Origin of the sequence: uncultured Bacteroides sp. (assembly GCF_905207245.1) — a bacterium.
Lineage (GTDB): Bacteria > Bacteroidota > Bacteroidia > Bacteroidales > Bacteroidaceae > Bacteroides.
In genome coordinates, this window is the sequence record NZ_CAJLKP010000036.1 from 1 (window position 1) to 21,486 (window position 21,486).

At 47.1% G+C, this 21,486-nt stretch carries 14 protein-coding genes and 2 pseudogenes; 1 reads left to right on the plus strand and 15 read right to left on the minus strand.

Translation table 11 applies throughout. The features are described from left to right. Positions 1–178: 178 nt before the first annotated feature. The 15 genes and pseudogenes from QZ135_RS12190 to mraZ all read right to left on the minus strand — a co-directional run bounded on the left by QZ135_RS12190 (position 179) and on the right by mraZ (position 18,190). Positions 179–1,426, minus strand: a complete 1,248-nt coding sequence (locus QZ135_RS12190; RefSeq protein ID WP_294609350.1) for an acyloxyacyl hydrolase — start codon at positions 1,424–1,426, stop codon at positions 179–181. 187 nt (positions 1,427–1,613) lie between these two features. Next, on the minus strand, positions 1,614–2,063 hold the full coding sequence (locus QZ135_RS12195; protein ID WP_294609353.1) for a GatB/YqeY domain-containing protein: 450 nt from the start codon (positions 2,061–2,063) through the stop codon (positions 1,614–1,616). Positions 2,064–2,168: 105 nt separating this feature from the next. Further along, the gene (gene ftsZ, locus QZ135_RS12200; RefSeq protein ID WP_294609356.1) at positions 2,169–3,488 is read right to left on the minus strand and encodes a cell division protein FtsZ; all 1,320 of its coding nucleotides are present in this window, start codon (positions 3,486–3,488) and stop codon (positions 2,169–2,171) included. A 20-nt stretch (positions 3,489–3,508) separates the two neighbouring features. Next, a complete protein-coding gene (gene ftsA / locus QZ135_RS12205) occupies positions 3,509–4,933 on the minus strand; it encodes a cell division protein FtsA (protein WP_294609359.1) in 1,425 nt (474 codons plus the stop codon). A 109-nt stretch (positions 4,934–5,042) separates the two neighbouring features. Continuing rightward, positions 5,043–5,783 (minus strand): cell division protein FtsQ, encoded by a 741-nt coding sequence (locus tag QZ135_RS12210; RefSeq protein WP_294609362.1) that lies wholly within the window; start codon positions 5,781–5,783, stop codon positions 5,043–5,045. An 88-nt stretch (positions 5,784–5,871) separates the two neighbouring features. Continuing rightward, entirely contained in the window at positions 5,872–7,257 is a 1,386-nt protein-coding gene (gene murC, locus QZ135_RS12215) for a UDP-N-acetylmuramate--L-alanine ligase (protein ID WP_294609365.1), read from the minus strand. A gap of 14 nt (positions 7,258–7,271) precedes the next feature. After that, positions 7,272–8,429: an undecaprenyldiphospho-muramoylpentapeptide beta-N-acetylglucosaminyltransferase gene (gene murG / locus QZ135_RS12220; protein WP_294609368.1), complete on the minus strand. Its 1,158-nt coding sequence runs from the start codon at positions 8,427–8,429 to the stop codon at positions 7,272–7,274. A gap of 10 nt (positions 8,430–8,439) precedes the next feature. Then, a complete protein-coding gene (locus QZ135_RS12225; RefSeq protein WP_294609371.1) occupies positions 8,440–9,717 on the minus strand; it encodes an FtsW/RodA/SpoVE family cell cycle protein in 1,278 nt (425 codons plus the stop codon). Between the two features lie 33 nt (positions 9,718–9,750). Then, positions 9,751–11,085, minus strand: a complete 1,335-nt coding sequence (gene murD / locus QZ135_RS12230; RefSeq protein ID WP_294609374.1) for a UDP-N-acetylmuramoyl-L-alanine--D-glutamate ligase — start codon at positions 11,083–11,085, stop codon at positions 9,751–9,753. Between the two features lie 133 nt (positions 11,086–11,218). Next, positions 11,219–12,487 carry a phospho-N-acetylmuramoyl-pentapeptide-transferase gene (locus QZ135_RS12235; RefSeq protein ID WP_294609377.1) on the minus strand — a complete coding sequence of 423 codons (1,269 nt, stop codon included), beginning with the start codon at positions 12,485–12,487 and terminating at the stop codon, positions 11,219–11,221. Between the two features lie 77 nt (positions 12,488–12,564). Then, a complete protein-coding gene (locus QZ135_RS12240) occupies positions 12,565–14,082 on the minus strand; it encodes a UDP-N-acetylmuramoyl-L-alanyl-D-glutamate--2,6-diaminopimelate ligase (protein WP_294609380.1) in 1,518 nt (505 codons plus the stop codon). 38 nt (positions 14,083–14,120) lie between these two features. Beyond that, positions 14,121–16,221, minus strand: a pseudogene (locus QZ135_RS12245) (penicillin-binding transpeptidase domain-containing protein). Positions 16,222–16,351: 130 nt separating this feature from the next. Next, complete coding sequence (locus QZ135_RS12250) at positions 16,352–16,720, minus strand: FtsL-like putative cell division protein (RefSeq protein ID WP_085938325.1); 369 nt, start codon at positions 16,718–16,720, stop codon at positions 16,352–16,354. Between the two features lie 54 nt (positions 16,721–16,774). Next, the gene (rsmH, locus tag QZ135_RS12255; RefSeq protein WP_294609383.1) at positions 16,775–17,689 is read right to left on the minus strand and encodes a 16S rRNA (cytosine(1402)-N(4))-methyltransferase RsmH; all 915 of its coding nucleotides are present in this window, start codon (positions 17,687–17,689) and stop codon (positions 16,775–16,777) included. 24 nt (positions 17,690–17,713) lie between these two features. Next, positions 17,714–18,190, minus strand: coding sequence for a division/cell wall cluster transcriptional repressor MraZ (mraZ, locus tag QZ135_RS12260; RefSeq protein WP_044154727.1), 477 nt, complete (start codon positions 18,188–18,190; stop codon positions 17,714–17,716). 518 nt (positions 18,191–18,708) lie between these two features. Here mraZ and QZ135_RS12265 point away from each other — a divergent pair. Further along, positions 18,709–21,383, plus strand: a pseudogene (locus tag QZ135_RS12265) (glycoside hydrolase family 2 TIM barrel-domain containing protein). Positions 21,384–21,486 lie beyond the last annotated feature (103 nt).

The window sequence follows — 21,486 nt, forward strand, 5'->3', positions numbered from 1 at the left end:
ATGCTTCCATATGAATTTCTAATTTTAGAAGTGTCAACTTATTCAGTACACTACAGAAACTTGCGTTTCTAAGGCTGGGAACTGTCGTTTCCTACCAGTGGGAAACTGTAAGATGCTGTTTACTAATGATATGTAATAGGATGTTGTTGGGGCTTTGCACTCTCTGAAGAGCCTGTTATCAGCGATGGAAAGTAGGGTACTTGTTGTTGAAACGGAAGCCGATACCCAGCATCAGATAGTTAGGGTCACTGAAATTCTTCAGATTATAGCCTACGTGCAGATAGGAACTGTGGGTCAGCTCTACTTTGAGAGACAGTACTTGATAGATACCTTTGAGGTCGCCACCACCATGCAGAATGTTGGCACCGATACCTACACCTACCGTAAAGTATGGCATCACGTACTCGGCTCGTCCGGAGATTCCCAAGGCTAACTGTTTGTGGAAAGCTGGTTTGTAGCATTCATTGCCGTATCCGGGAATGGTATAAACGTTGGAACTTGCATCATAAACACCGTCCAGTGACACTCCGGTGCGGAACTTATATCCGATGTTGTACATAGGGGCAAAATTGAAACCAAGCACTGTATAGGCATCCGGTGAAGCTATTTGTCCGTTTCCCACCCATACGCCTTTTCGCCTCCACGAGCCGAACAGGGTCAGGTCATAGCTGACGTGGCGCGGAAATTTGGGTACGGGAGCCCAATAGGTGGGTTTGGTGAGCGCTTCTTCCGGCCTGTTGAAGTTGCAGACAACTCCTACTTTTAGTCCTATGGTATTCAGGCCTGCATTCGGAAATTTCGTGTTGCCGTTGGAGAAGTGAGTACCTGTAAATCCGGCAATCAGGTCGATTTCCCGCGAAACCATCCAGTTCAGTTGCAAACCGGCATTGATGTAGGCATTGGCTTTCGAACCGATGACACTATTGTGCATATTTCCGTATTCATCATAAGGCTTCCAACCGAGGGACAGGCCGAAGTTCCATTCATAATTGAGTGATAACCTCGAGGTGATACGGGCAATGCGTGCACCCTGGTAGAGATAGATGGCAAGCGGATTTCCCAGTTCTTCTTTGCTGCCGAAGTCGTAGTATCCTACGCCTATGCCTTGATAGGCACTACCGTAAATGCGGTCGGCGCAGGTATTAGGCTTGAACTGGAATGAATATTTCAGGTGGGCGGAATATCCCCATTCAAAAGGTTTCCATTGTGCATTGTCTCCTGCCAGGAACGAACTGGTCTGGAAGATGTATCCGGGACGGTATTCTACGCCAAGTCTGTGAATGAAACGTTTTGCGAAGGAAGCTGTGTCCGGATTATAGCCCGGGACATTGTCTTGTATCCGGCTTTTTGCGTTAGCAACGTCAGACAAGAAAAGCATTACTCCTGCGAGAGCCATCAGTTTCCACATCTTTATATTGCTTTTCATACTATTGTGCCAGAGTTCTAGTTTTATTATTATGGGGGATATTCCCTTAAAATGCGTGGCAAATATAACGATAGTATTTGAAAAAGAAATTATGATACTCAAGAAAATGTGAAAAGAAGCCGTGTTTTCACGGGAATTTCATTATTCCGGTGGAAACACGGCTTGTAATAAGAATAAAAACAGGAAGTTATCCCAGTAATTCTTTTACTTTTGCGGAGATGGCACGGCCTTCGGCAAGTCCGGCAAGTTTCTTGGAAGCAACGCCCATTACCTTGCCCATATCCTTACCACCGGTAGCACCGGTTTCAGCAATGATTTCTTTCAAAGCGGCTTCCAGTTCTTCGGCTGACATCTGCTTCGGCAGATAAACCTCAATAACTTTCACTTGCTCCAGTTCTTCATCAGCCAAGTCTTGACGACCTTGCTGTATATAGATTTCGGCAGCATCTTTGCCTTGCTTCATCAACTTCTGCATGATTTTCAACGCGGCGTCGTCAGTCAGGGTGTCATTGGCTCCCGGGGCAGTCTTTGCTTCCAGAAATACTTTCTTGATGTTTCTCAATGTGTTGAGAGCCACTCTGTCTTTGGCTTTCATTGCGGTTTTTATGTCTTCGCTGACTCTTTCAAATAAATCCATATTTCTTAAATTGAGAATTGAAAATTGATAATATTGAGTAAATTAAGAATTGAAAAGTAAGAAACAAGACTATCATTTCTCAATTTTCAATTCTCAATTTTTAATTTAAAAAGTGATTACGCCTCCTAAGTCTTCGCCTCCTTGTGCTTCTTCCGTGGCCATCTGTCCTTCAGCGGCAGCTTTGGTTTTGATGGTGCTCAGGGTGCTCTTGTCACGCAAATACGTCGGTGAGCTTTCCACCATGCTGATGATGTCGGCATTGTCCAGGTCCTCGGGATTGAAGATGTAGATATGGCGGCGCTTGCGGATGTTCTTGCTTCCGATGCCGCTGGCGCTTTCGCCGTATGCTTTGCGGATACGTTCCTTGTTCTTTTCTTTCTCTTCTTCGAGTTGGAGCTGGCGTTCTTCTTCTTCCTGACTGCGTTTCTCGAGTACACTGTCCATGCCCGGAACGTCTTCCACTCCGAAGCCGGTGGCAAGTACGGTAATTTTTACTTTACCCTCCAGCGTATTGTCCATAGCCACACCCCAGATTACTTCCACACCTTCGCGGAACTTGCTCATGAACTCGTGGATTTCGTTCATTTCTTCCATCATCAGTTCCGAGCTTTCGCAGAACGAAACGTTTAGCATCACCTTCTTGGCGTTGAAGATGTCGTTGTTGTTCAGCAACGGAGAGTGCAGGGCGTCGTCTATGGCTTTCGTCACACGGCTTTCACCTTCGCCGAAGCCGGTACTCATGATGGCTACACCACCATCTTTGAGGATGGTTTTCACATCAGCAAAGTCCAGATTTACCGTTCCGCGCATGGTGATGATTTCAGCAATACTCTTGGCAGCGATGGACAGGGTGTCATCGGCTTTGCCGAAAGCATTCATGAATGTCAGGTCGGAATATATTTCGCGCAGGCGTTCGTTGTTGATAACCAGTAAGGCATCTACGTGCTGGGCGATACGTTCCACGCCGTCCAGTGCCTGGATAATCTTCTTTTCACCTTCGAAGATGAACGGTATGGTGACGATACCAACCGTGAGGATGTCCATTTCCTTGGCGATGCGGGCAATGACGGGAGCGGCTCCCGTACCTGTTCCGCCGCCCATTCCGGCGGTGATGAATACCATTTTCGTACCGTCATTCAGCAACGCTTTGATTTCTTCGTTGCTTTCTTCGGCAGCTTCGCGGGCACGTTCGGGACGGTTTCCGGCACCCAGTCCCTCGGTGATAGAACGCCCCAGTTGTAGTTTCACGGGGACGGGAGACTCTTTCAACGCTTGGTTGTCCGTGTTGCACAGAACGAACGTCACGTCGTGTATGCCTTCCCGGTACATGTGGTTCACGGCGTTACCACCACCACCACCTACACCAATCACTTTGATGATTTTCGGTGAGTCTGTCGGGAAATCGAATTGTACTATATCGTCCATAGTTCCTTATTTTATTAAGTTTATTTCAAATCATCATCCGAGAAGATTTCATTGGAAAGTTTGTTGAAGGTCTTTTCAAACCAGCCTGGCCCTTCTTTCTTCTTTCTCTTCTTCTCTTCTTTTTCTTTGCGTTCTTTCTCTTTGCGTTCCCGTTCGCGGCGTTCCTTTTCTTCCTTTTCGCGCTGGGCTTTGGCGGCACGGGCGGCAGCTTCCTGTTCTTTCAGGGCTTCGTCGTTACCGAACATATCGGCGGGCTTGGGAGGAGTGGGAGGGGTGGTGGGAGCAGGTTTCACCTCTTGTAGGCAGCAGTTCTCATTTCCTGCGGCAAGTAGTCCGAGCAACGTATTTTGTATTCCGTCTTTCTTCAATACATCGCCGAAGCCATAGATGGTGTTGTGGATGAACTTCGTCGTCTTCACCTTTTCGGCTTTACTGCGTTTGCGGAATGCCTCTTCCAGATTCTTCAGGTTGGCGCCGCCACCGGTGAAGATGACACCGGATAGTAGCTTGTCTTCGTATCCTGAAAGCTGCAATTGGTTCCATACGTTGGCAAGGATTTCCTCGGCACGGGCATCGATGATGTCGTTCAATACGCTGAGCTCAATGCTACGACCATCTTCCAGCAAACAAACGGCAGGAGTTTCAGCCTCTTCTTCCTCATAAAGCATATCGCCATGTTTCAGCTTCAACTGCTCTGCTTCCGATTCTTCCATTTGCAGGGAAGTGATGTCACGGGTGATGTTGTTTCCACCCAATGGCAGTACACTGAGGAAGCGGAGTATATTGTTTTTGTATACCGATATGGTGGTGGTATCTGCGCCGAAGTCGACCAATGCGCAACCCGAACGCATCTCGCTTTCTGTCAGCACGGCATTTGCCAAGGCTATCGGGGCGATAAGCAAATCGGCTATTTCCACTTTGGCCTGTTCAAAGCTGTGTTCCAGGTTTTTTTTGAGGGAAGCACGCGCCACGATATTCAGGAAGTTTCCCGTAATGCGTTTGCCTGCCACCCCTACCGGGTCAGCTTGGAGGTTATTGTCTATCTTATATTCCTGCGGGGCGACATCCAGCACGCTCATGTCTATTAAAGGAACTTCGAGGTTTTCGTCGCTGATTGCGTCTACCAACTCTTGCGAGATAATCCCTTCTTCTTCGAGCACACGGCTTACCGCATTCTTTACCGTGCGCAATGACTGTCCGCCGATGCCTACATATACTTTGGCAATGGAGTTGTTCAACTGACTTTCTAGCTTGTTGATGATGGAAGTCAATGCCTGTGCGGTCTTATCAATGTTGTAGATGACGCCTTTGTGGATAAAAGAAGCGGCATCTTCACGCGCATAAGCCAGCACTTGTATGCTTCCGTCACTGTTCTTCTTTCCTGCAATACCGGAAATCTTGGAAGAACTCAACTCAATAGCGGCGATAAATTCTGTTGTTGCCATATATTTCTTTGTTTATAAGTTTATAAGTTGACAAGTTTATAAGTTGACGAGTTGACAAGGAAGAGACTGCAAAAGCCTTGTTCCCTTGTTAACTTGTCTCCTTGTTAACTTATTCTTTCCGTTTTGTACAGATAATCTGGTTACTAAATTCAACGTTAATACGTGAATATTTGTTCCATCCTACCTTATTTAATCCTCTTTCATAGAAAGCTTTCACCCGGTCGAGCTTACGCTCGAAGCCATCCAGTTTGCCGAGGTAGATGATATGGTCGCCTACACGCGGCACTAATTCGACGTTTCTGTCGGACAGCACATGTATCTGTTCAACCTGTGCGTCCCAGAACTTATTATTCTGCAAAAATACACCAAACTTATATAAATCCCTCATGGCAAACGACTTTTCTACTCTTCCGGTCACGATGGCGAGGTGGGCCACGCACTTTGCGTCGGGTGGCATCACCATTCCTTTGTTGTCCAGATAGTAGTTTTCGCCGTTGGCGCTCATTACCCGCAGGATGGGGACTCGCTGGCTAACTTCCACGCAAAGTTTTCCGCTGGGAGTCTTGTAGCATTCCACTTCGTCGATGAGCGGATGTTTGGTAAGTTCCTTTTCCAACGTTTTGCTTCGAATACGGTCCATTGGCTTGCCAACAGGATAGATACCTTTTTTCTCCAGTATATCTGCTACCTCCTTCTTAGTGATGAAGCCGGCATAAACTGTATCTTTGATAACCAATTCCATGTCATGACACACCTGACCGGCAGGCTTCCGGTTGAAAGCCGTGATAGCCACCACCAGATAGGCAATGATGAGCAGCAGGACGATGGACAATAGAATTCGCTTAATCATAATGTTTATATTAATGAAGAATTAAGAATGAAGAATGAGAAATTTAGCTGCGCTGTGTAAGAATGATGCGCAGCCAAATTCTTCATTCTTAATTCCTCATTCTTAATTTAAGTTGTTTCGTGATTTCGGGGACATAGTTGTCTATATCTCCGGCACCTAATGTAATCAGCACTTCAATCTGCTTTTGCGAGAGCAAGTGTGGTATCTCTTCCTTTTTACACATACATTTCTCGATACCCGGACGCAGGTTGTCATATATCAATTGGCTGGTGACACCGGGAATGGGTTGCTCACGCGCCGGATAAATATCTACGAGGATAACTTCGTCGAGCAATGACAGGCTGTCGGCAAATTCCTTGTAGAAGTCGCGGGTGCGGGTATAGAGATGCGGCTGGAAGATAGCTGTAATCTTTTTGTCCTGATACAAATCACGGATAGACTTCACGCTTTGTGCAATTTCGGCAGGATGGTGGGCATAGTCACTCAGGAATACGACCTTGTCATTCTTTATTTTGAAGTCGAAGCGACGGTCTACCCCCCGGAAACTTGCCATGCCGAGTTTGATTTCTTCGTCGGTAGCACCGCTAAGGTGGGCGAGTGCCATAGCTGCCACGCCGTTCTCTATATTGATGCTGACGGGGACGCCCAGTTGAATATCGTTGATACGTGTATCGGGTGCCACGAAGTCGATGAATATCTCACCGTTTCCGATACGGATATTCTCGGCATGGAAATCACCTTCGGTGCGGGCATAGGTATAGACCTTTACGCCGGGTTGCACATCAGGCTTCAGGGCAATATCTTTATGTATAATCAACGCACCGCCCGGTTGAATAAGTGTAGTGTAGTGACGGAAACTTTCCAAATAAGCCTCTTCTGTGCCGTAGATATCCAGATGGTCGGGATCGGTGGCGGTAATCACGCTCATGTAAGGTGATAACCAATGGAACGAACGGTCAAATTCATCTGCCTCAATAACTGTGTAAGGGCTGGATGGTGACAACAACAGGTTCGTTCCGTAATTTTTGGAGATACCTCCGAGAAATGCGGTGCAACCGACATGTGATTGATGAAGCAGATGGGCGGCCATTGTGCTGGTGGTGGTCTTACCGTGTGTTCCGGCAACACATAAACCTTTACTGCTGTGAGTGATGGTTCCCAAGACCTGGGCACGCTTCTGTATTTCAAAACCGTTATTGCGGAAGTATGCTAACTCGGCATGTTCCTGCGGAACGGCCGGGGTATATATTACTAAAGTCGTTTCCTTATCTTTGCAAGCTTCGGGAATAAGATTCACGTTTTCTTCGTAGTGTATCTTTGCGCCTTCGGTTATGAGGTGTTCGGTTAGTTCGCTCGGGGTACGGTCATAACCCGCAACGAGCTTTCCTTTGGATAGGAAATAACGTATCAGGGCGCTCATGCCGATGCCGCCGGCACCAACGAAATATACGGATTTGATGTTTTCTATATTCATGTATTTTAGTGTTATCACTTATCGTTATCTATCAGTTTCAATACTTCTTTTGCAATAATAGTTGCTGAGTCAGGTAAAGCCAGTGTAGCAATGTTTTCGCTCAGCACTTTCAGCTTTTTGTCATCAGCAACAGTTTCAAGTGCCACAGGTACCAGTTGTTCCATTGCATCCACATCTTTCACATAGATAGCTGCTTCTTTGTTTACCAATGCCAGTGCATTTTTAGTCTGGTGATCTTCTGCCACATTGGGCGAAGGCACCAGGATAACCGGCTTTTGCAGCAGGCAGAACTCGGAGATAGAACCGGCTCCCGCACGTGAAATAACCAGGTCGGCAGCCGCATACGCACTTGCCATATCCTTGATGAAATCCGTCACATACAGGTTCGGGATAGCGGGGATACGCGGATTGCGTACAGCCTCACCCGTTGCCGTGGTGATGGCATCTTTGATTTGCTGGATATATATTTTTCCTGTTTGCCAGATAAACTGAATATCGCTATGTGCTTTTATTGTATCCAGTGCAGCAATCAGCGTTTGGTTGATGGTGCGGGCGCCAAGGCTTCCACCCAATATCAATACCGTTTTCTTCTCCGGGTTGAAACCGAATGAAGCTACAGCTTCTTCGCGCCCCAGTTTGTTTGCCAGTAAATTCTGGCGTACCGGATTTCCCGTCATGATAATCTTGTCTGCGGGGAAGAATTTCTCCATGCCATCATATGCCACACAAATCTTGCATGCCTTTTGTGCAAGCAGTTTATTCGTTACACCTGCATAAGAATTTTGTTCCTGTATCAAAGTTGGCACTCCCATCATGCCTGCCACTTTCAAAGTCGGACCACTGGCATATCCGCCTACTCCTACAGCTACTTGCGGCTGAAATTCCTTCACTATCCGGCGTGCCTTCCACTGGCTTCGTAGCAACTTCACGATTACTGCGAAGTTCTTCCATAAGCGTTTGCGGTCGAATCCGGCTACGGGCAAACCGATGATTTTGTATCCTGCGTCGGGCACACGCTGCATTTCCATCCGCCCTTCTGCACCTACAAAGAGGATTTCTGCATCAGGTTGAAGTTCTTTGATGGCGTTGGCAATGGATACTGCGGGGAAAATGTGCCCCCCTGTACCTCCACCGCTGATAATGACGCGCGGCCCGTTATTTTTTGTTTCCATATCCTTGTTATTATTCAAATTCTGCATCACTATTCAATACCTTTGCTGTTGGGTCGGCTGCTGTCTGGGCATCACTGTGCCCTTCTTCAACAGGAGCTTCTACTTGCATGGGTATCTGTGCATCATGCTCCTGCAACTCTTCCAGTCTGGCTGTATAGCGGCTCACACTCAGTATCATACCGACATATGCACAATTGATAAGCGTAGAAGTACCTCCTTTACTGATGAGTGGAAGCGGTTGTCCGGTGACCGGTGCCAAGCCCACTGCCACCATCATATTGAAGACGGCCTGCGACACGAGCAACAGCGCAATCCCTATAATGAGGAAGGCCGGGAATGTTCGGTCGCACTTCTTCGCTATACGCCCCACGCGTATCAGCAGGCAAACGTAGAGGAATACCACAAAGGCTCCTCCTATCAGCCCCAGTTCTTCTATAATGATAGCAAAGATAAAGTCGGAGAACGCCTGACTAAGGAAGTCGCGTTGCACCGAGTTCCCCGGTCCTTTTCCCACGACGTGGCTCGTAGCTACGGCAATGCGGGCATGGGCTATCTGTGCATCCTTGTCTATATCGAATTTAGCGGCGGGCACTTCTTTGTCGTCCGTAAACTTCTCAATACGGGCGCGCCAGGTATCAAAGCGGTGGAGGAAAGGTAAATCACTGTTCTTTGTCAGTACCAAAAAAGTGACGCCTATAATGGCTACTCCTGCCAATCCACTCGCGAGTATCAACAGTTTCTTCATGGCCACCCGTCCGATGAACATCATCAGAAAGACAACGCCGAAGAGCAATGCTGCCGTAGAAAGGTTTTCCGGTGCAATGAGCAGGCAAATCACTCCCGTTATAATCATGATGCGCTTGAATGCTTTCGGGCTGGCCCCGTCCTCGTCCTGACCTTTCGAAAGGATGAATGCAGTGACGATGATGACAGCCATCTTCGCAATCTCCGAAGGCTGAAACTGGATACCCATAAAGGTCATCCAGCGTGCTGCTCCGTTGACGCGTTCCATTAGCATGACGAGCCCCAGCAATACCACCGACAGGGGCAGTAGAAACACAGGGAACACCTGAAACCACTTATAAGGGATGTTATGCATAAACACTACTACCACGACACCCACCATCAGAATGATACTGTGCTGTGTAATCGGTCCCCAGTGGTCACCGCTCTTGTACGTCAGTGTAGACGCAGCACTGAACACTTCCGTAATGGAAATGAGACAAAGGAAGAGGAAGATTATCCAGATTACCTTGTCGCCTTTGAATATGCTTCTTAATAAGTCCAATGCTTTGCAAATTAAAAATTAATAATTAAAAAATTAAAGAGCTCTCACACACTCCTTAAACTGGTCGCCGCGGTCTTCGTAACTCTTGAAGAGGTCGAAGCTTGCGCAGCAAGGGCTCAACAATACAGTCTCGCCTTTCTTTGCCAGACGGAAGGCGGCATCTACTGCATCTTTCATGCCGGTTTGCACATCGGCGACAGGCAATCCCATGCGGTCGAAGAAATCGTGCAACTTTTCATTGTGCAAACCCAGATAAACCAGGGCGGAGCACTTTTCGCGTACCAAATCTTCAATTTCCGTATAGTCGTTGCCTTTATCCTTTCCGCCCAGAATAAGTACGGTTTTGGTCTTCATACTCTGTAAGGCATACCAGCAGGAATTCACGTTTGTAGCTTTAGAGTCATTGATGAACTCTACGCCGCGCACGGTTGCCACTTTCTCCAGGCGATGTTCCACTCCTTTGAAGTCGGACAATGCCCGGCGTATATATTCTTTCTCTATTCCGGCAAGGTTGGCGGAGATGCCGGCGGCGAGAGAGTTATATAAGTTATGAGTACCTTGCAAGGCCAGTTTCTCTTGCTCCATGTTGAAGGCGATAGGTTCGTTGATTTCCACTTCTCCGTCTTCTACATAAGCGATGGCTCCGTCTTCTTTCACGGCAGAGAATGGATAAAGGTGGGCGCGCAGCCCGTGTTTGTCCAATTCACGTTTGATGATGGGGTCATCGTTCCAGAAGATGAAAGCATCTTCCGGTGTCTGGTTCTGCGTGATGCGGAACTTAGCATCCACATACTTCTGCATGCAATGGTCGTAGCGGTCCAGATGGTCGGGCGTGATGTTCATCAGCACGGCGATGTTGGCGCGGAAGTTGTACATGTTATCCAGTTGGAAAGAACTAAGCTCAATTACATAATAATCATGCTGTTCCGTTGCTACCTGCAAGGCGAGGCTGTTACCGATATTGCCGGCCAGACCCACATTCAGTCCTGCACTCTTGAAGATATGGTAAATGAGTGAGGTGGTGGTGGTCTTACCATTCGAGCCGGTAATACATATCATTTTAGCATGGGTATAGCGTCCCGCAAACTCTATCTCAGAGATGACAGGCGTTCCTTGCTCTTTCAGTTTCAGTATCATCGGAGCGTCGTTGGGGATACCGGGGCTTTTCACGACTTCATCGGCATTCAAAATCAACTCTTCCGTGTGTTGTCCTTCTTCCCAGGCAATATTGTATTTGCCCAGCAATGCCTTGTATTTGTCTTTAATGGCGGACATGTCGGAAACGAACGTGTCGAACCCCTGTACTTTGGCGAGTACGGCAGCACCTGCACCGCTCTCTCCGGCTCCTAATACTACAATTCTACTCATGGTCTTTTAAGTTACGGGCTACCAGCTACAAGCTACCAGTGGGAGGCTGAAGTTGGTAGTTGCTACAAGTTTGTTTCTTATTAGCAGCCAGTAGCGAGCACTTGTAGCTTGTAGCTCGTCACTGGTAGCTCTATTATCTGATTTTTAATGTTATAATCGTTATCGCTGCCAGTACAATTGTCACAATCCAGAAACGAACAGTGATTTTTGATTCGTGGAACAGCTTCGTCGGTTTGGCAAACTTCACCGTGCACCCCGGTTCTATCAGACTCATGGAAGTGCGGAAATGGTCATGAATAGGTGTTCGCTTGAACAATCTTTGTTTCACTCCCTTCCGTTTTCCGGCTTTATAATAGAAGCGTTGCAGGATAACCGATAAATTCTCCACCAGAAATACGCCGCAAAGAATGGGTATCAGCAATTCCTTGTGTATGATGATGGCGAACACAGCAATGATACCGCCAATCGTCAAACTGCCCGTATCACCCATAAACACCTGTGCCGGAAACGCATTGTACCACAGGAAACCAATCATGGCACCGATGAAGGCACAGATAAAGATTACCAGTTCTTCCGACCCTGGAATATACATGATATTCAGGTAACCGGCATACTCGATATGGCTCGATACATAGGCCAGGATGCCTAATGCCAATCCGATGATTGCCGAGTTCCCGGCTGCCATCCCGTCCATTCCGTCATTCAGGTTGGCTCCGTTGCTGACGGCAGTTACTACGAAAATGGTGATGATTACAAATAATACCCAGCCTGCCGTCTGTGCATGCTTACCCATGAAACCTACAATGTCGGCATAATCCAGGTTATTGCTTTTGAAGAACGGAATAGTGGTTTGTGTAGACTTGATGTCCTGTCCGGCATGGATTACCTCCATTTCTTGTCCGGGCTTCTGCACTTCAATGTTTTCACGGATAACAGCTTGTGGACTGAGGTAAAGCGTCAGGCCTACAATCAGTCCCAAACCTACCTGCCCGATAATCTTGAACTTTCCATGCAGACCTTCCTTGTCTTTCTTGAAAATCTTGATATAGTCGTCGGCAAATCCCAGCGAACCCAGCCATACCGTGGTAATCAGCATCAATATCATGTAGATATTGCTCAGTTTACCCAGTAACAGACATGGAATGAGAATTGCCACAATGATAATGACGCCCCCCATGCTCGGCACACCTACCTTATCCACTCCGAACGGGTCAATGCTGGCGTCACGCTGTGTTTCCGTAATCTGTTTCCGTTTCAGTAAGTTGATGAAACGGTCACCCCAGATACTTGAAATGAGCAATGCCAGAAGAATTGCCATCAGTGCCCGGAATGATGTATACCCGAACATACCTGCGCCGGGAATATCATATTTATCTAACCATTGAAATAAGTAATATAACATGTTGCTAGTGACCAGTTTTTTAGTGATTAGTGATTAGTGCTTTGCGGTATGACAACGCAGCCGCTAATCACTTATTACTAACCGTTAAACACTCTATTTAATTCCTCTTTATCGTCAAAGTGATGTTTCACTCCTTTTATCTCCTGATAGTTCTCATGGCCTTTTCCGGCTACGAGAATTACATCACCTGATTGTGCCAGCATGCAAGCCGTTTTGATGGCTTCGCGGCGGTCGGCAATGCTGATGGTCTTTTGCATATCATCTTTGTCCAGACCGGCAAGCATGTCGTTGATGATGTCTTGCGGCTCTTCAAAGCGCGGATTGTCCGAGGTGATGATGACGCGGTCGCTTGCTTTGGCAGCTTCCTTTGCCATGATGGGGCGTTTACCCTTGTCGCGATTACCGCCTGCACCTACCACAGTGATGACTTTTCCTTTGCCTTCAAGTACGCCGTGAATGGCATTCAATACATTTATAAGTGCATCCGGAGTATGCGCATAGTCCACAATGGCAGTATATCCTTTGGGTGAGCGGATGGCCTCAAAACGTCCGGTTACCGGATGAAGGGTGCTGAGGGCAATCAGTACATCTTCCTCCTTTTTGCCAAGCAACACGGCTGCACCGAACACCGCCAGCAAGTTTGAGGCATTGAAACGGCCAATGAAACGCACTGCCAGTTCGTGGTTGTTGAAGTCGAGCAACATACCTTCAAAGTGAGACTCCAGGATTTTGCCTTTGAAGTCGCAGAGGCTGCGCAAGGAGTAAGTATATACTTTAGAGCGCGTGTTCTGCGTCATGACGAGGCCATTCTTGTCATCCAGATTCGTAAGGCTGAATGCATTCTTGGGCATATCATCGAAGAATTTCTTCTTGGCTTTCAGATAATTTTCCACTGTTTTATGATAATCCAGATGGTCGCGCGTCAGGTTGGTGAAGATGCCACCTGCAAAGCGCAGGCCGCTGATGCGTTTCTGGGCAATGGAGTGTGAACTCACCTCCATGAAAACATACTTGCATCCGGAATCTGCCATCTGCCCTAATAGTCGGTTCAGGGTGATGGGGTCGGGGGTTGTATGTTCAGTCGGTACGGCCTTATCGTCTATATAGTTGCAAACGGTAGAAATCAATCCCACCTTGTAGCCGAAGTATCGGAATGTATCATATAATAAGGTGGCAATAGTGGTTTTTCCGTTCGTTCCGGTCACGCCTACCAGCTCTATCTTGGAAGTCGGGTCATCATAAAAAGTAGTGGCTACTTTGCCTACGGCATCTTCGCTGTCCTTCACTATGATGTAAGTGACAGTTGACGAGTTAACGAGTTGACAAGTTGAGGAGGCTGTGCCTTGTCCTCTTGTCTCCTTGTTCCCTTGTTCCCTGATCTCTTCGGGCACATCTTCACAAAGCACAGCCACGGCACCTTTTTCAATGGCGGCGGCGATGTAGGCATGTCCGTCTGTCTGGGTGCCGCGCATAGCCATGAACAGATGTCCGGCTTGCACCAGGCGGGAGTCTATATTCACTCCCGTTATCTCCGTCTTTGTACTTCCGATAATCTGTATCGGTTGTATTGTTTTCAGTAATTCACTTAATACCATACCTTATTATATATAATGTATATTCTGTTTGGATAAACTTAGTGAAGTGTCAATGCTATCGTTTGTCCCTTCACTACACGGTTTCCGCCCGGTATCGATTGGTTCTTCACCCTACCTACGCCGTTCAGTCTAACTCTCAGTCCTTTGCTTTCCAGCAAATAGACCGCATCTTTTGCTCCCATTCCGATAACGCTGGGAACGGCATTCGAACCGGCTTCTTCCTTACCTTGCAGGATAACCGCACCGGGTGATGCCTGTGTATGTCCCCATGTCTTTCCCTTTCCGGGAGGAGAATTGTTTCTGTACCGGTACGTTCAGATCGTTCAACACCTGCAACGCCTCGTTCATTTCTCCGGCTTTTACAGGAGGAATAACATTGCTTGTGCTGTCTATCGCGCTTCGTATATCGAACCGCAGGTTTTTCGCATATACTCTTTCGGCAATCTTTCCGAATACGCTACCTGCCATCAAGCCGCCTGAAGCGGGAAGTCCCGGCTTTTGAATAGAGACAATGCAACTATATTTCGGCGCCTCTGCCGGGAAGTAACCGCAGAAACTTACCAGATAATTAACCCGTCCGCTTTTGTAACCTGCCGTACCCTGAGATACTTGTGCCGTACCTGTTTTACCTGCCACAGAGAACTGTTTGCTTCCGGCCGGTTTTGCCAATCCTTGTGATACGACTTTCTCCAGAATATCGCGTATCTGTGTCAGAGTGCGGTCGGAGCATATCTTTGGGTTAATCACTTCGGTGGGGTATTCTTCCACGACTTCACCATCTTTTACGGCAGCTTTTACAAACTTGGGACGTACCATTACGCCATTGTTGGCAATCGCATTATAAAAAGTCAGTATGTTGAGTGGCGGAACTTGCGTTTCATATCCGATACTCATCCAAGGCAAGGTGGTCTTGGCAAAGTATCTTTCTTTCGGACCTTTTATGTTCGGCTCTCCTTCACCGGAAATCTGTAAATGCAACGGCTGGTCGATGCTCATGCGCTTCAAGCCGTCCACATACTTCTGCGGGTTATCTTTGTAATGCTTGTCGATGAGGTAAGAAACACCTACATTGGACGAAACTTCCAGGATGCGCGTTACATTGATTTTTCCATATCCCCCACGATGCCAGTTATGGTCTCTCATTTTGCTGCCGTACATATTCATGATACCGTTTCCGGTATCCACTTCTGTTTCCGGCGTGATTTTTCCGTCTTCGAGGGCCACCATGATAGAGGCAGTCTTGAATGTAGAGCCCGGTTCCATCATATCGCTGATGGCATTATTACGCATTTCATAATACTTGCCGTCACCTGCTTTCATCATATTGACGATGGCTTTTACTTCGCCTGTCTCCACTTCCATCAGTACGGCTACGCCCACGGTGGCATTGATTTCTTTCAATTTGTCCACCAACGCTTTCTCGCAAATGTCCTGCATGCCTACATCGAGGGTGGAGATAATGTCACAACCATCCACGGGAGCTATATCCACGATGTTCAAGTATTTGTTCATTACCTTCTGGCGGTGAGTGATACCGTCACGGCCTTTCAGCAATGTGTCGAATGATAGTTCGATACCATTTTTTGCTCCCTGTGCAGTGTCGGCGTAAAGGTCGCCTAATGTACGGGCGGCGAGTGAACCGAACGGCTTCTTGCGCTGATTGTATACTTGTTCGTGGAAACCACCTTTGTACTTGTTCAGATTGAATACAGGCAGACGTTTCGCTTCCTTATATTGAATGTATGAGATACGTTTGGGGTAAATCAGATAATTCCGGCTGCCTTTTTTACGTCCTTTTTGCAAGTGCGACTTGAATTCGGCGGTGCTTTTATCGGGAAATATCTTATGCAGTCCTTCGCAAATCTCGTTCATGTGGTTCACCAGCATGGTGTCCTTGGTGTATCCGCCCGCCTTGAAGTCCATATATATACGGTATTCGGGCAGGGAACTTGCCATCAGTTTGCCATCGGATGAAAGAATATTACCACGATTAGGCTTTACCGTCACGTTCTCTTTTACAAAACGGTCGGCCACATCCTGCCAGTACTGTCGTTCGGCAAACATGATGATTGTGCCTTTTACGACAATAGCTATCCCCAGCAATCCCATTATAAGGACTACAAAGAAGTAGCGGGTCATGATATTTTTCTTATTTACTGCCATTCTCTTCTTTAGTTGACGAGGTTTCCGGTTGACAAGTTGACGAGGCGGCTGCGCAGCTCTTGTTTCCTTCTCTCCTTGTTTCCTTGTCCCCTTATATTCTTGTTTCTTATTTAATTAAATACGGTGGATTAGTCGAAGTCTGCAAATCACTCTCCTTGGTTGCAATGTATTCCTCAATGCGCGACTGGCGGCTTCGCTCCATCAACTCCGAACTGCGGGTGAGAGCATCGTATTTAATGTCAATCAATTCTTTCTTCAATTTATCTATCTCTATCATCTGTTGCTGGCAAGCATAGCGGTTGTGTATGTAAAACAGAATCAGCACCATTATCAGCACAAGCAATTTAGTCTGACGGCGGAAAAAGTCCGTTGCCAGAATATCGCCACCAATGATATTTTTCAGGGATGTACGGTTTTTAGCCTTCGTTGCCTTTTCCGCTTTCTCCGTTTTTTCATTTACCTGCTTTTCTTCCATTTCTTTCATCGCTCCATCACTTATCACTAATCACTTAACGCCAATCACTATTCATCACTTTTTCTCCGCAATTCTCAGTTTGGCACTTCTCGACCTCGGATTACGCTCTATCTCCGCTTCGTCCGGTACAATTACTTTATTGTTTACCAACCGAAACGGTGTCTGCACATTTCCAAAGAAATCTTTTTCCATCTTGCCTTCCACGTTTCCGGTTTTCATCATGTTCTTCACCATCCGATCTTCCAATGAATGGTAAGTAATCACTACCAGTCGTCCGCCAGGTTTTAAAGCCTCAGTAGCGGCATATAGCATTTCTTTCAGTGCCTCCATTTCCTGGTTCACTTCGATGCGCAGTGCCTGAAAAACTTTAGCCAGTTCCTTCTTCTCCCGTTCCCTACCAAAAAGCGGTTTAATAACTTCCAGAAATTCTCCGATAGTCGTTATCTTCTGTCCGGCACGTGCTCTTACAAGTACGGATGCCAGTTTACGGCTATTCTTTAATTCACCGTACAGGTAGAAGATGTCTGCCAACCGTTCTTCATCATAATTGTTTATGATATCTGCCGCAGTATCTCCCGCACGTTTGTTCATGCGCATATCCAGTGCGCCGTCAAAGCGGAATGAGAATCCACGTTCGCTGTCATCGAAGTGATGGGAAGATACTCCCAGGTCGGCGAGTATAGCATCCACTTCTTCTATGTTGTGATAGCGCAGGAAATTGTGCAGATACCGGAAGTTGCTCCGTACAAAGATGAAATGTGGATTATCCACAATGTTCCGTTCCGCATCCTCGTCTTGGTCGAATCCCAGCAACTGTCCGCCGTCTCCCAGCCGTGACAGTATTTCCCGTGAATGTCCTCCACCTCCGAAGGTTACGTCTACATACGTCCCATCCGGTCGGATTTCCATTCCGTCCACACTCGGCATCAACAACACCGGTACATGATATGTCAACTCTTCATTTCCCATTCATCACTAATCACTAATCGTTAATCACTCATCCTCGTCTTCCTCCCAATCGTCTTCGTCTCCCAGAATATCCTGTAAAGCTTCGCTAAACTCTTCCGGGTTCATGAACGGTTGCTCGGTTTTCTCTTTTGCCCAGATTTCTATCGTATTGTCCACACCGATGAAACGTACATCGCTCTGTATGCCGGCCATTTGCAGGTAACGTTTGGGCAGCAAGATGCGTCCGTTCCCGTCGGGAACCATGATTTCCGCATCGCTCACAAATTGCCGGAAAATTTCTTGGTGTTTTGCGTTCCACTTATTCAGGCGCTTCCGTAGTTGGTTTTGCGTCTTGAACCAAACGCTTTCTGGATAGAGTACCAGGCAGTCTTGGAATACGTCTTTGCGCAGCACGAGTTTCTCTTCGGAGGCAGATTGCAGTTGCCTCCGAAAGCCGGCGGGGATAAATACACGTCCCTTAGCGTCGGTTTTCGCTTCTATATTGCCCAAAAAACGTATCATTGTTACCTTATTATAATAAGCGACGGTAAAAGTACACATTTCCCCACAATTCCCCACAAGTTTTAACTAAAAACTTTTTGAGAAGTTTTCAACACCCTGTTCATTGTTTATTTCGTTGATAATGAACATAGTGGTGAAAGGGCTTTTGGGTGGGGAATTGAGGTGGTTTTATAGTCTTAGTTTTGTATCCGGACCATACTTGAGACGTACCTGCTCCGTATCAACTCCGTAGCAAATTCGGTTAAAGGTACCTTCTAACCGAATTTGCTACGGAGCAAGTATGGAGTAAGTGCGATTTTGGTATGAAGCAGGTTGATTTTCATATTTAGTTCAACTTTGTAAAATGAGAAATAAATACTGTCTATGAATTTCGGTCATAAATGGCTAATTGGATAAAATTGGATTAAAAATAGTGATTATTGTAATTGTATTTTGGGGTTTTGCCCTACTTTTGCATCGGATGTCAAAGACTGCCATCATTGCATCCAATCCATATACTTAAAATAATACTATACCTTATGAAGAGAATTATTCATTTTATCCTAATCTCCTTATTGCTAATTCCCTGCTGTTCTGTGCAGGCATCTCATCAACCCGAGTTTTCTACTGCCGGTTTTTTCCAACTGCCCAATTCCGGTCGTGAAGTGTTTTCCATGAATCCTGCCTGGCGCTTCTGCAAAGGAACCGTTGCGGGTGCTGAGGCTACGAACTTTAATGATGCGGAATGGACGGTAGTCTCCCTTCCCAATGGCATTGAATATTTGCCGACGGAAGCCAGTGGTTGTATCAATTATCAGGGAGAAGTCTGGTATCGCAAGCACTTCACCCCTGTAGATGCTTTGAAAGGGAAGAAACTGTTCCTGCACTTCGAAGCCATCATGGGAAAGAGTAAAGTATTCGTCAACGGGAAGTTGCTGACCGAACACTTTGGCGGTTATCTTCCTGTGGTGGTTGATATCTCTGACGTATTGAACTGGGGAGAGGATAATGTGATAGCCGTGTGGGCGGATAACAGCGATGATACGAGCTATCCTCCCGGAAAGGCGCAGGATGTGCTCGACTTTACCTATTTTGGCGGCATTTATCGTGATTGCTGGCTGATAGCCCATAATCCGGTCTTTATCACTGACCCGAACTTTGAGAACGAAGTAGCAGGCGGCGGCTTGTTTGTGGCTTATGATAAGGTGTCGGATGCCTCAGCCGAAGTGTTGCTGAAAGCACACGTGCGCAATGACAGCCGCAAAGCCTTTACGGGCGTTGTGGAATATGAGTTGCAGCAGCCGGATGGTACACAGGTTGCTTTTCTGAATGATAAGATACAAGTACGTCCGGGGAAAGCGTTTATCTCGAAAGATAAAATCATAGTGAAGAATCCGATGCTCTGGAGTCCGGAAACTCCCACTTTATATAATCTGATCGTACGTATCCGTGACCGCGAAGGCAATGTAGTGGACGGTTATCGCCGCCGTATCGGCATCCGTAGTGTAGAGTTTAAGGGAAAGGATGGTTTCTGGCTGAATGGCAAACCTTATGAAAGTCCGTTGGTTGGTGCTAACCGCCATCAGGACTTTGCGGTAGTGGGCAATGCCGTAGCTAACAGCATTCATTGGCGTGATGCAAAGAAACTGCGTGATGCCGGAATGAAAGTAATCCGTAACGCCCATTGTCCGCAAGACCCGGCATTCATGGATGCATGCGATGAGCTTGGGCTGTTTGTCATTGTCAATACGCCCGGCTGGCAGTTCTGGAATGACGCTCCCGAATTTGCGCAACGTGTTTATAGCGATATCCGTAACCTTGTGCGGCGCGACCGCAATCATGCTTGTGTGTGGATGTGGGAACCTATCCTCAATGAAACCTGGTATCCGGAAGACTTCGCCAAGAACACCCGTGACATTGTAGACCAGGAATATCCTTACCCATATTGTTATTCCGGTTGCGATAGCGGTGCACGTGGGCGTGAGCATTTCCCCGTGCTTTTCACACATCCCTCTTACGATGGCAAGTCGTGGGGCGATAAGGATGCTGACCCAAAGATAACCTATTTTACCCGTGAATGGGGTGACAATGTGGACGATTGGAGTTCGCATAACTCTCCCAGTCGTGTAGCCCGCAACTGGGGAGAACAGCCTATGCTTATCCAGGCACAGCATTATGCAAACCCTACTTATACATTCACCTGTTACGATGCCCTTTATCGTACTCCCCGCCAACATGTAGGTGGTTGTCTGTGGCACTCGTTCGACCACCAGCGCGGTTATCATCCCGACCCGTTTTATGGCGGACTGATGGACATATTCCGCCAGCCCAAGTACTCCTACTATATGTTCAAAGCACAGCGTTCGCCCCGGACGGAGGAACGGCTTTTTGAAACCGGTCCGATGGTGTATATTGCTCATGAGATGACACCGTTCTCCGGCAAGGATGTGACTGTTTATTCCAATTGCGATGAAGTGCGCCTCACCTTCTTGAAAGATGGAAAGACTTATACTTATAATAAACCGGTAGTTAAAGAAGGTATGCCTTCGCCTGTTATCACTTTCCCTGATGTCTACGATTTCATGGTTGATAAGGCCTTGTCACGGAAGAAAAAGCAGGATGAAGTATTGCTGCGGGCGGAAGGTTTGATAGCTGGTAAGGTGGTTGCTACGCACGAAGTGCACCCTGCCCGTCGTCCGGAGAAAGTATTGCTTTGGGTTGACAATGAGAATGTGAACCTGAAAGCTGATGGTTCCGACTTTGTTACTGTAGTAGCTGCCATAGCCGATAAGAACGGGAATATTAACGTCTGAACAACTATTATGTGAAGTTCCATGTGGAAGGTGAAGGGCGTATTCTGGGAGATGCCGGAATATTGGCAAATCCCGCTCCGGTGAAGTGGGGGACGGCTCCGGTGCTGATACAGTCCACTTTGAAGCCGGGCAAGATAAAGGTAACGGCAAGTGTGCTCTTTGAAGGCTCGCAGATGCCTGTAAGTGCTGTATTAGAATTAGAAAGCTATCCTGCCGCCCATCCGTTGGTTTATTCGGAGAAAGATGCGGCGCTGATTGCCGGTTCATCTTCTTTGCAAGCTGCCGGAATGTCTGCAAAGTCGTCTGCGGAGTTGGAACAGGAACAGCTTCTGAAAGAGCAGAATGCTCAAAGACTGAAAGAGGTGGAGCAGCAACAGGAAGATTTCGGCGAAAGGAAGTAAGTGAGTAAGTAACGAGTTACAAGCTGCGGAATACACAAAGTGATTTTGTTAGTTGTTACTATCTGTCATGCTGAGCTTGTCGAAGCATCCCTTCTCCTAACAT